An 11354-nucleotide genomic window follows, 5' to 3' on the forward strand; every position below is an offset into this window, starting at 1 on the left:
TGCTCGCGGAACTCGTATGTCCCGTCCGCGCGGACCCGCCCGTACCGACTGACCCACGCAGTTGGATCGACCGAGGAGATGTGGCGGTATTGCGGTCCGGTCCAATGCGGTGGATCTTCGGGCGATCTCCGCCCGCTGCCGCCAACGGCCATCGAGAAGTACCCCCCTCGAGTTTCGACACGACGAAGATGTGCACGAGTGTCAGCCATACCCCTTGGCTGGAGGGCTTCGACAAACCTGAATACCGGTAGCTTGTCGTACCGTCCCTGAGCCCGTATCCAGGCTACCCCCCAGCTGCCTCTGTGACGGACGACCGGATTCCGGAGCCGTAGAACCGTCGGTATCTCAGCGGCTGTTTCGCGCCGCCTCGGCACGGCGCAGTGCGTGGTCGCGGAGTTGCTCTTCGGACGTGAAGTCCACTTGGCGGGCCGCGTTGGCCAGCGCGGTGACCACACAGGTGCCGAAGGGGCCGTCGTGGTCGAACAGCGTGGCCGAGCCCACCGCGACGCCGTCGGCGCTGAGGTGGCTGTCGCCCTCGATGCCGAGTTCGGGGCCGCGCGGCGGGCGAGAGAGGGCCAGGGTGAGGTCGGCGTTGATGAAGCCGATGCCCGCGCTGCCCCAGTTGGTCATCAAGCTGGCCGATTCGCCGAGTTCGGCCGCGGCGACGAACGGTGACGGGGGCTCGCCGAGGACCGGGGCCGGCGGGCGCTGCCATGCGCGTTTGCGCGTGTCGTTCTGGTGTTCGGCCAGCGACTCCGACCACCCCGCGTCGCTGCCCCACAGGTGGGTGCCCGCGCCCGCGAGCACATCCGAGGGCGGTGGGGCGGGCTGCTCGGCGCGCGTCCAGAGGTTTCCTGGCGGCTGCTCGGAGCGTTTCAGGAACACCACCGTCGCCCTGGCCACCGCCTCACCGCCCTGGATGAGTTCGGCGTCGGCCACCACGATCCGCCGACCGGCGCGCACCGGCGTCGTCACCACTTCGACCGGTTTGCGCAAGGTGGGCCGGAACAGATCGACGGTCAGCCGCGCGGGCACGAAACCCGGTGCGCCGTACTCGATCTCGAGCGCCCATGCCAGCAGGCCGCAGATCGACGGGCCGTTCACCATATCGGGCGACCACGCGCTGGCCGCCAACGGCAGCGGCTCGAACCCGCGCTCGGTGCGCTCGAAGAACGCCATCTCCATCGAATCTGCCTTCCTTGACGCGCAAAAGGGCCGCCGGAGTGCGGCGGCCCCTCGCGCGGAGACTACTTGCCGGCGACCGTGCCGTGCTCGTCGGCCGGACGGGCGGCGGTTTGCTCCTTGGCCCAACGGTAGTCGGGCTTGCCCGCCGGGGAGCGCTTGATCTCGTCGACGAACCAGAGGCTGCGGGGGTGCTTGTAGGGGGCGATCTCCTGGGTGAGGACCGGGCGCAGATCCTCCAGCGACGGACGGTTCGCGCCGCGACACTGGACGACGGCGGCCACGCGCTGGCCCCAGCGCTGATCGTCCACCCCCACCACGAGGGCGTCGAAGACGTCGGGATGCGCCTTGAGCGCGCCCTCCACCTCCTCCGGGTAGATCTTCTCGCCACCGCTGTTGATGCTCACCGAACCGCGGCCGAGCATGGTGACGGTACCGTCCTCCTCGACGCGCGCGTAGTCGCCGGGGATGGAGTAGCGCACCCCGTTGATCTCCTTGAACGTCGCCGCGGTCTTGGCCTCGTCCTTGTAGTACCCGAGCGGGATGTGCCCCTTGCGGGCGAGGATGCCCACCTTCCCCGAGCCCGGCTCGACGGGCTTGCCGTCCTCGTCGAGCACCTCGGTGGCGGCGTCGATCTTCACGCGCGGCCCGCCGGTGTGGGTGGCGCCCTTGGTGACCATCGACAACCCGCCGAAGCCGGTCTCCGAGGACCCGATGGAGTCCGAGATCATCCGGTTCGGCAGCAGATCGAGGAACTTGTCCTTGAGCGCGGGCGAGAACAGCGCCGCGCTGCTGGCGATCACGTACAGGCTGGACAGGTCGTAGGGCTTGCCGGTCTCCGGGTTGCCCTCCTCCAGCGCGTCGAGCATCGGCTGCGCCATCGCGTCGCCGGTGATGAAGATGAGGTTGATCTGGTGCCGGTCGATGTGCTGCCACACGCCGTGGCCGCTGAACTCCGGGATCATCACGGTCTTGCCGCCGCCGAACAGGCTCTGGAAGGTGGCCCACTGCGAACCGCCGTGGATCATCGGCGGGATCGGGAAGCGCGTCATCGGCGGGTTCGCCGCGCCCAGCTTCGCCAGGTCCCATTCGTCGGCGACGTACTCGCCGGTGAGGAAGTTGATCCCGCCGCCGAGTACCCGCCACACGTCTTCCTGCCGCCACATCACGCCCTTGGGCATGCCGGTGGTGCCGCCGGTGTAGAGCATGTACAGGTCGTCGGGCGAGCGTTCGCCGAAGTCGCGGTCCCCGGAGGCCTGGGCCAGCGCGGCCTCGTATTCCACCGAATCCGCCGCGAGCGGCACCGAATCGACCGTATCGTCATCGACGACGACCACGGTTTTCAGCTTGGGCAGATTCGGGCGGATGGCGGACACCTTCGGGGTGTAGCGGCGCTCGTGGATCAGCGCGACCATGTCCGAATTGTCGAAGATGTATTGCAACTCGTTCTCGACGTATCGGAAGTTCACGTTGATCATCACGGCGCGCGCTTTGAAAACCGCGACCATGGCCTCGACGGCCTCGATCGTGTTGCGCGAGTATATGCCCACCTTGTCACCCGGTTGGACACCGTTTTCCAGCAGGTAGTGCGCCAGTTTGTTGGCTCGCTCCTCCAGCTGGGCGTAGGTCACCTCACGGGCGTCGTCGGCCAGTGCGACGCGGTCGGGCATGAGGTCGATGGCGTGTTCGACGAGGTCCGCTATGTTGTGGCTCACACCCTAAAAATAGAACGTGTTACTGTTCCTGACAAGGCTCGAAAGTCAGGAGATCAGCAATGCCGCACTGCCTCGTCGAGAAGCGCGATCACGTGCTCGTCGTCACCATGAACCGGCCCGAGGCCCGCAACGCGCTCTCGGCCGAGATGATGGCGATCATGCGCGACGCCTGGGACCGGGTGGACAGCGATCCGGACATCCGCGTCGCGATCCTGACCGGCGCGGGCGGCGCGTTCTGCGCGGGCATGGATCTCAAGGCGATGAACGCCCGCCCGCCCGGCGAATCGTTCTCCGGCGGCGGCTTCGACCTCACCCGGCTCGACGCGCTGCTCAAGGGCCGCAGGCTCACCAAACCGCTGATCGCGGCGGTCGAGGGCCCGGCCATCGCGGGCGGCACCGAGATCCTGCAGGGCACCGACCTGCGCGTGGCCGGGGAGAGCGCGAAATTCGGCGTGTCCGAGGCACGCTGGGGCCTGTTCCCGCTCGGCGGCTCTGCGGTGCGGCTGGTGCGCCAGATCCCCTACACCGTGGCCGCCGAGATCCTGCTGACCGGGCGGCACCTGAGCGCCGCCGAGGCCAAGGAGATCGGGTTGATCGGCCACGTGGTCCCCGACGGTTCCGCGCTGGACAAGGCCCTCGAGCTGGCCAGCCAGATCGCGGCCAACGGACCGCTGGCGGTGCGGGCCATCCTGCGCACCATCCGCGAGACCGAGGGCCTGCACGAGGAGGAGGCCTTCAAGATCGAGGCCCAGCTCGGCGCGGAGGTCTTCCGGTCCGCCGACGCCAAGGAAGGGCCGAAGGCGTTCGCCGAGAAGCGGGCGCCCCACTTCACCGGGCAGTGAGACACCGCGGCCCCCGTGCGCGCACCGCGCCGGGGGCCGAGTCGTGCCCAGGTCACTCCGCGCCGGGGTAGGCCATCCAGAACGGCTCCCACTGGTGGCCGTCGGGGTCGATGAAGTTGCGGCCGTGCATGCCGACCTCGGCCTCCTGCGCGGCCTTGTCCGGGTTGACCTCCTCGGTGGCGCCGGCGGCCAGCGCGGCGGCGGCCAGCGCGTCCACCTCCTCGCGGCTGCCCAGCGAGAGCGCGTAGGTGGCGGAGATGACGGCGCCGGTGTCGGCGACCGGGCGCTTGCTGAAGGTGCTGAAGAACTCGCGGGTCAGCAGCATCAGGCAGATGTTGTCGTCGACGACGATGCAGGCGGCGTTGTCGTCGGTGAAGTCCTGGTTCACCTTCCAGCCCAGGGCCTCGTAGAAGGCCTTGGAGCGGTTCAGGTCGGCGACGGGGAGGTTGATGAAGATCATCTTGCTGCTCATGGAGTTTCGTCCTTTCGGGGCGCTCGGTGCGTGGTCACAGGTAAGGACGGGGCAGGTGCGCCGAACTCATCGCTGCCGCCGAAAATTCTGATCTTGAAGGGTCGACCAGGCAGTTTTCGGGCCTGTCGCTTGTCGGTGGCCTGTGGCATCGTGACCTCCATGACCGAATCGTCCGGCCCGGCCGCGACCCTCTCGCCCGACGTGCTCGCGTCGTTCGAGGGGCACCGGCGGGAACTGTGCGCCTACGCGTACCGCATGCTCGGCTCCTCGTTCGAGGCCGAGGACGCGGTACAGGAGACTTTCACGCGCGCGTGGAAGTCCTACGACTCCTTCGAGGGTCGCGCGAGCCTGCGCTCGTGGTTGTACCGCATCGCCACCAATGTCTGCCTGGACATGCTCGACGGCCCGCAGCGCCGGGCCAGGCCGATGGATCTCAACGGCCCGTACCGCCCCGACGCGCCGCTCCCGCCGCCGCAGCCGGACTACGTCTGGATCGAGCCCATCCCGAATTCCCTTGCCTTCGGGGCTGATCCGGCCGAGCACGCCACCATCAAGGACACGCTGCGCCTGGCGTTCGTGGCCGCCTGTCAGCACCTGCCCGCCACCCAGCGCGCCATCCTGATCATGCGCGAGGTGCTGCGCTTCTCGGCCAGCGAGACGGCCGAGGCGCTGATGATGTCGCCCGCGTCGGTCAACAGCGCCCTGCAGCGGGCGCGCGCGACCATGTCGAAGATCAAGCCCACCGACTCCGACGGCTACGACGAGACCGACGAGAACCAGCGCAAGCTCATCGACGATTTCGTCACCGCGTTCGAGTCCTACGATATGGACGCGCTCACCTCACTGCTGAAAGCCGATGTCGCGCTGTCGATGCCGCCGCTCGAGCTGTGGGTCTCCGGCCCGGAGAACGTGGCCGCGTTCATGCTCGGCCACGGCGCGGCCTGCCGCAATTCGCGGATGATCCGCCTCGAGGGCGCCAACGGCCTGCCCGCCTTCGGCCACTACAAGCCCACCGACGAGCCGGGCGTGTACTCCCCGTGGTCCATCACGGTGCTCGAACTCGAGGGCAAGACCATCACCGGCCTCAACTTCTTCCTCGACACGGAGAAGTTGTTCCCACTGTTCGACCTGCCGATGGAACTGCGCGACCCGGCCTGATCGGCGAGACACGAAGGGGCCGTTCGTCTTTGTAGACGAACGGCCCTTTGTGCTCGGCCTTCACGATCCTGGCTGCGGTCAGTCGGTGGACGGGATTGTGCCGAGGGATGCCGAGGGTCGATAAGCTGCGACGAACTCGGACACCTCGCACGGGCCCCTGAGCTTGTCGAGCAGTTCCGGGTCCGCATAGATCTCGGCGGTGTGTTGCCACGCGGTCAGTTCGTGGACAAATACTTCTGTTTTCGTGATCCGTACGTGCGTCAGTTCCGCCACGGCCTCGGCGCGGCCGTCGTCCGGTAAGTCGGCGAGCCAGGGGTACTCCCGCGTCATCCGGTCGATCGGGGGTTCTGGGACGTCAGTGGTCACTTCGGGCAGGCTATCGGCGAATGCGGCTGTGCGCAGGTGATTTCCGGTGAACGGCGAAGGCCCGCCGGATTCGGCGGGCCTTCGTCCTGCTGTGCTCAGGAAGGTGTCGCCAGCAACGCACCCAGGGACCGGAGGTGGTCGGTGGCCGCGCCGAGGGCGAACTCGTTGTGTTTGGCGGCGGTGAAGTAGTTGTGGACGATGTGGTCGCGGTCGATGCCGACGCCGCCGTGCACGTGGACGACGGTGTGGGCGACGCGGTGGCCGGCGTCGGCGGCCCAGAATTTGGCGGTGTGGACGGCTTCGGCGGCGGGCAGGTCCTCGGCGAGGCGCCAGGCGGCTTGGGTGACGGCCAGGCGCAGGCCCTGCACGTCGATGTAGGCGTCGGCGAGGCGCTGGGCGACGGCCTGGAAGCTGCCGACGGCCTTGCCGAACTGCTCGCGCTCGCGGGCGTAGTCGGCGACCAGCCCGAGGGCCTTCTCCAGCGTGCCGAGCTGCTGGGCGGCCAGGCCAAGCCACGCGCGGGTCAGGATCCAGTCCAGGATGTCGGCCCCGTCCTCCACCGTGCCCACCAATTCCGCCGGGGTCTCGGTGAATTCGACCGCGAACTCGGCGCTGAAGTCCACCACCTGCTGCGCGGTGACGCGCACCGAAGCGTCGGAGGGATCGACCAGGAACACCGCGGGACGCCCGGAAACGCTGGCGGGCACCAGGATTCGCGCGGCCCGGTCGGCGTTCGGCACGGTGGTCTTCGCTCCGGTCAGCCGCCAGCCGTCACCGGTCTCCACCGCGACGGTCGCCGGTTCGGCCGGTTCCCAGTTCTGCTCCTCGGCGAGCGCGGCGCTCAGCACCACCTTGCCCTCGCCGGCCTGCGCGGCCCAATCCCGTTGCGCCGCGGACCCGAACGCGGCCAGCGCGTTCGCCGCGACCACGATCGACCACAGGTACGGCACCGCCGCGACGGACTTACCCAGTTCGCGTAGCACGGCCGTCTGCTCGAGCGCGCCCAGCCCGCTGCCGCCCGCGTTCTCCGGCAGCACGGCCGCGAGAATCCCGGTCTCGGCCAACGACTTCCACAGCGCCTCGTCGAACCGGCCCGCCGCGTCGAGTTCGCGCAACCGGTCGGCGGTGACCAGCTTGGCGCAGACCTCGCCGGTGAGGCGGGCCAGATCCAGCTGGGCTTCGGTGGGGGTGAAATCCATGGTTTCTCTCTGCTCCTGGAAGAAGACGCTCAGCGCGCCGCGGCCGGCTGACGGAGGGCGGTCATGGCGATGATGTCGCGCTGGACCTCGTTGGTGCCGCCGCCGAAGGTGAGGATCAGCGCGGCCCGGTGCATGCGCTCGAGCCGCCCGCGCAGCTCGGCGCCGGGGGAGTCCTGGCGCAGGTACGCCTGCGGTCCGAGCACCTCCATGAGCAGCCGGTACGCCTCGGTGGCCAGTTCGGTGCCGTACACCTTGCAAGCCGAGGCGTCCCACGGCCGCGGGGCCGCGTCGCCGCCCGCGTCGGCGCGGCTGGCGATCTCCCAGTTCAGCAGCTTCAGGTACTCGACCTTGGCGTGCACCTTCGCCAGGTTCAGCTGCACCCATTCCCGGTCGATCACCCGCGAGCCGTCGGCGGCCTTGGTGGTGCGCGCCCATTCGACGGTCTGGTTCAGCGCGAGGGTGAGCGGCCCGGCCGAGGTGAGCGCGACCCGCTCGTGGTTGAGCTGGTTGGTGATCAGCGCCCAGCCGCCGTTCTCCTGGCCCACCAGAGCGCTCGCGGGCACCCGCACGTCCTGGTAGTAGGTGGCGCTGGTGTCGGGTCCGGCCATGGTGTGCACCGGCGTCCAAGAGAAGCCCTCGGCGTCGGTGGGCACGATGAGCATGCTGATGCCCTTGTGCTTCTTGGCGGTCGGGTCGGTGCGCACGGCCAGCCAGACGTAGTCGGCGTAGGCGATGAGGCTGGTCCACATCTTCTGGCCGTTGATCACGTAGTCGTCGCCGTCGCGCACGGCGGTGGTGCGCAGGCTGGCCAGGTCGGTGCCCGCGCCCGGTTCGGAGTAGCCGATGGAGAAGTGCAGTTCACCGGCCGCGATCTTGGGCAGGAAGAACTTCTTCTGCTCCTCGCTGCCGTAGTGCATGATCGTCGGCGCGACGGAATTGATGGTCAGGAACGGCACCGGCGCGCCCGCGACGGCGGCCTCGTCGGTGAAGATCAGCTGGTCCATGGTCGGGCGGTCCTGCCCGCCGTACTCCTTCGGCCAGGCCAGCGTGAGCCACCCGTCGCGGCCCATCTCGCGCACGACCTCCCGGTAGACGTTGCCCTGTCCGTACTCGCCGGTCGTCGCGCTCAGCGCGGCCCGGCGCTCCGGGGTGATCAGCCGCGCGAAGTAGTCGCGCAGTTCGGCGCGGAGCTCTTCTTGCTGCGGCGTGTACGCAATGCGCATGGCAAAACCTCGTGTCGTTCGATTCGCTTGTCCCGATGATTGCATATCGACTGAAACATGTTCCAGTATTGGGTGTGGAATCCGGCGCGGTCCGTGGCGCCGGCTTGTAGGCTGCCAAGCAGCGGCAGTAGAGGAGTTCTGATGAAGCTCAGCTTTGATCCCGACCTGTGCGAGGCGAACGGAATCTGCGTCGGAATCGCCCCCGACGTGTTCGAACTCGATGACGACGACCAGTTGCACCTGCTCGTGACCGAGGTGCCCGCCGACCGCGTCCCCGAGGTGGAGGATGCCGTCTCGCAGTGTCCGAAAGCGGCGTTGAAGCTCGGATGAAGTTTCTTGCCAGCACATTGAAACGCGTTCTAAAGTCGCCCCGTGAGTGAGAACAATCTGAGCCTCGAGGGGCGCGTGGCGATCGTGACGGGAGCCGGTGCCGGGCTCGGCCGGGCCGAGGCATTGGCGCTGGCGGGCGCCGGCGCGGCGGTGGTGGTCAACGATCTCGCCGAATCCGACTCGGTCGCCGACACCCTGGCCGCCATCCGCGCGCTCGGCGTGAAAGCCGAGTTCGTCGCGGGCAGCATCGCCGAACGAGCCACCGCCGACGCGCTGATCCGCACCGCGGAGGAGTCCTTCGGCGGCGTGGACATCGTCGTCAACAATGCGGGCATCACCCGCGACCGGATGCTGTTCAACATGTCCGACGACGACTTCGACGCCGTGGTCGCGGTGCACCTGCGCGGGCATTTCCTGCTCTCCCGCAACGCCGCCGCCTACTGGCGCGGCAAGTCGAAGGCGGCGGGCGGTCCGGTCTACGGCAGGCTGGTCAACACCTCCTCGGAGGCGGGCCTGCTCGGCCCGGAGGGGCAGGCCAACTACGGCGCCGCCAAGGCGGGGATCACCGCCCTCACCCTGTCGGCCGCGCGGGCGCTGTCGCGCTACGGCGTGCGTGCCAACGCCATCGCGCCGCGGGCGCGCACCGCGATGACCGAGGCCGTGTTCAGCGCGGCCCCCGAGACGGGCGTCGACCCGCTGGCCCCGGAACATGTCGCGCGGCTGGTGGCCTACCTGGCCTCGCCCGCCGCCGACGCGGTGAACGGACAGCTGTTCGTGGTCTACGGACCGATGGTCGCGCTGATGGCCGCCCCGGTGGTCGAACAGCGCTTCGACGCGGCCGGTGACGCGTGGACCGAGGGCGACTTGGCCGACACGCTGTCGGGGTACTTCGCGGACCGTCCGGCGGGCCGTACGTTCTCCGCGTCCTCGCTCACCGAGCTCGGCTGATCGCCGGGCGGTGGCGGGGTCGCCGCCCGGCAACTGATCAACTGACCATCTGTTGATCATGGGTCCGGCACTTGGTAGACATGGTCAGGCGGGTGTGTGAGGTGTCACAAACGCACCCTCACCAGCCGGAGATCCTTGTTTCAACTTTGGGGGCGGACATCTCGAAAAAGTGCAGTTCAAATGTGACGAAAACCGCACGATGACAATGTGAACGTGTTCTAATCAGTCCGGCGATACGGCCATGGCGCCGAGTCGCGCCACGAGCAGTGCAAGCAGTTGAGCAAGGAGGATCGCGGATGAACGAGGTCCTTGCTGTCCCGTTGCGGGCCGTCGGCGGGTTCTTCGAACTCACCGCCGACGTGGCCCGCGCGAGTGTCCGCAGGCCCTTCCAAGCGCGTGAGTTCATCGATCAGTCCTGGTTCATCGCACGCGTCTCCATCGTGCCGACCCTGCTGGTCGCGATCCCGTTCACCGTTCTGGTGAGCTTCACGCTGAACATCCTGCTCCGCGAGATCGGCGCCGCCGACCTCAGCGGGGCGGGCGCCGCCTTCGGCGCGGTCACCCAGGTCGGCCCCATCGTCACGGTGCTCATCGTGGCGGGCGCCGGCGCCACCGCGATCTGCGCCGATCTGGGCGCCAGAACGATCCGGGAAGAGATCGACGCGATGCGCGTGCTCGGCATCAACCCGATCCAGCGGTTGGTGGTGCCGCGCGTGCTGGCCTCGATGTTCGTCGCGCTGATGTTGAACAGCCTGGTCTGCACCATCGGCATCGTCGGCGGCTTCCTGTTCTCGGTCTACCTCCAGGACGTGAACCCCGGCGCCTTCGTCAACGGGATCACGCTGCTCACCCACCTGCCCGAGCTGATCATCTCCGAGGTGAAGGCCGGGCTGTTCGGGCTCATCGCCGGACTGGTCGCCTGCTACCTGGGCCTGAACGTCAAGGGCGGTCCCAAGAGTGTCGGTGACGCGGTGAACCAGACCGTGGTGTTCGCCTTCATGGCGCTGTTCGTGGTGAACGTGGTGGTCACCGCCGTCGGCATCAAGTTCACGGTGCGGTGACGCGATGGCCTTCGTGATCCAGTCCCGCTTCCCCCGCACGGTGCGGCGGGTGCGGCGGATGTCGGACTCGCTGGACTCGGTCGGCAAGCACGCCGTGTTCTACGCGCAGACCGTCGCCTCGCTGCCGCGCGCGCTGATCCACTACCGCACCGAGACGATCCGGCTCATCGCCGAGATCTCCATGGGTACCGGCGCGCTGGCCGTCATCGGCGGCACCGTCGTCATCGTCGGCTTCCTCACGCTGTTCGCCGGCGGCACCATCGCGGTGCAGGGCTACAGCTCGCTCGGCAATATCGGCGTCGAGGCGCTGACCGGCTTCTTCTCCGCCTTCATCAATGTGCGCATCGCCGCGCCGGTGATCTCGGGCATCGGCCTGGCCGCCACCATCGGCGCCGGTTCCACCGCCCAGCTCGGCGCGATGCGGGTGTCGGAGGAGATCGACGCGCTCGAGACCATGGCCATCCGGCCGGTGCCGTACCTGGTGGGCACCCGCGTGCTGGCCGGGATGATCGCCATCGTCCCGCTCTACGCGCTGGCGGTGATCGCCTCGTTCCTGGCGGCGCGGTTCGCGACCGTGGTGATCTACGGACAGTCGGCGGGCGTGTACGACCACTACTTCTCGACGTTCCTCATCCCCAGCGACATCCTGTGGTCGTTCGGCCAGGCGATCCTCATGGCCTTGGCGGTCATGATGATTCACACCTACTACGGCTATCACGCCGCGGGCGGCCCGGTCGGCGTCGGCGTGGCGGTCGGCAACGCGGTGCGCGCCTCGCTGGTCGCGGTGGTGACGGTGACGCTGCTGGTCTCGCTGGCCATCTACGGCACGTCCGGCAACTTCAACCTCTCCGGGTAGCG

The 11354-nt window shown here is 68.4% G+C and carries 12 protein-coding genes; 6 read left to right on the plus strand and 6 right to left on the minus strand.

The features are described 5' to 3' along the window. Positions 1 to 345 precede the first annotated feature (345 nt). Together DFR74_RS24755 and DFR74_RS24760 are read right to left on the minus strand one after the other, a co-directional pair. Positions 346 to 1185 (minus strand): thioesterase family protein, encoded by an 840-nt coding sequence (locus DFR74_RS24755; protein ID WP_067505299.1) that lies wholly within the window; start codon positions 1183 to 1185, stop codon positions 346 to 348. A gap of 62 nt (positions 1186 to 1247) precedes the next feature. Beyond that, entirely contained in the window at positions 1248 to 2897 is a 1650-nt protein-coding gene (locus DFR74_RS24760; RefSeq protein WP_067505295.1) for an acyl-CoA synthetase, read from the minus strand. A 59-nt stretch (positions 2898 to 2956) separates the two neighbouring features. Between DFR74_RS24760 and DFR74_RS24765 the strand changes: the two genes are divergently transcribed. After that, complete coding sequence (locus DFR74_RS24765) at positions 2957 to 3739, plus strand: crotonase/enoyl-CoA hydratase family protein (protein ID WP_067505292.1); 783 nt, start codon at positions 2957 to 2959, stop codon at positions 3737 to 3739. Positions 3740 to 3791: 52 nt separating this feature from the next. Here DFR74_RS24765 and DFR74_RS24770 read toward each other — a convergent pair whose 3' ends face one another. Then, entirely contained in the window at positions 3792 to 4211 is a 420-nt protein-coding gene (locus DFR74_RS24770; protein ID WP_067505289.1) for a VOC family protein, read from the minus strand. A gap of 159 nt (positions 4212 to 4370) precedes the next feature. Between DFR74_RS24770 and DFR74_RS24775 the strand changes: the two genes are divergently transcribed. Further along, a complete protein-coding gene (locus DFR74_RS24775) occupies positions 4371 to 5369 on the plus strand; it encodes a sigma-70 family RNA polymerase sigma factor (protein WP_067505286.1) in 999 nt (332 codons plus the stop codon). Between the two features lie 78 nt (positions 5370 to 5447). Here the strand turns inward: DFR74_RS24775 and DFR74_RS24780 are convergent, their stop codons facing one another. The 3 genes from DFR74_RS24780 to DFR74_RS24790 all read right to left on the minus strand — a co-directional run bounded on the left by DFR74_RS24780 (position 5448) and on the right by DFR74_RS24790 (position 8157). Further along, complete coding sequence (locus DFR74_RS24780; RefSeq protein WP_147265910.1) at positions 5448 to 5735, minus strand: hypothetical protein; 288 nt, start codon at positions 5733 to 5735, stop codon at positions 5448 to 5450. 95 nt (positions 5736 to 5830) lie between these two features. Then, positions 5831 to 6934 (minus strand): acyl-CoA dehydrogenase family protein, encoded by a 1104-nt coding sequence (locus DFR74_RS24785; protein ID WP_067505280.1) that lies wholly within the window; start codon positions 6932 to 6934, stop codon positions 5831 to 5833. Positions 6935 to 6963: 29 nt separating this feature from the next. Beyond that, on the minus strand, positions 6964 to 8157 hold the full coding sequence (locus DFR74_RS24790; protein ID WP_067505277.1) for an acyl-CoA dehydrogenase family protein: 1194 nt from the start codon (positions 8155 to 8157) through the stop codon (positions 6964 to 6966). 141 nt (positions 8158 to 8298) lie between these two features. Here DFR74_RS24790 and DFR74_RS24795 point away from each other — a divergent pair, with 141 nt between their 5' ends. From DFR74_RS24795 to DFR74_RS24810, 4 genes are all read left to right on the plus strand, one after another. After that, positions 8299 to 8487: a ferredoxin gene (locus DFR74_RS24795; RefSeq protein ID WP_067505274.1), complete on the plus strand. Its 189-nt coding sequence runs from the start codon at positions 8299 to 8301 to the stop codon at positions 8485 to 8487. A gap of 42 nt (positions 8488 to 8529) precedes the next feature. Beyond that, positions 8530 to 9435: a 3-oxoacyl-ACP reductase gene (locus DFR74_RS24800; protein WP_067505271.1), complete on the plus strand. Its 906-nt coding sequence runs from the start codon at positions 8530 to 8532 to the stop codon at positions 9433 to 9435. 296 nt (positions 9436 to 9731) lie between these two features. Beyond that, entirely contained in the window at positions 9732 to 10496 is a 765-nt protein-coding gene (locus tag DFR74_RS24805) for an MlaE family ABC transporter permease (protein WP_067505269.1), read from the plus strand. 4 nt (positions 10497 to 10500) lie between these two features. Continuing rightward, positions 10501 to 11352, plus strand: coding sequence for an MlaE family ABC transporter permease (locus tag DFR74_RS24810; RefSeq protein ID WP_067505266.1), 852 nt, complete (start codon positions 10501 to 10503; stop codon positions 11350 to 11352). The last annotated feature ends 2 nt before the right edge of the window (positions 11353 to 11354 follow it).

The organism is Nocardia puris, assembly GCF_003315035.1.
In the GTDB taxonomy this organism is placed as follows: domain Bacteria; phylum Actinomycetota; class Actinomycetes; order Mycobacteriales; family Mycobacteriaceae; genus Nocardia; species Nocardia puris.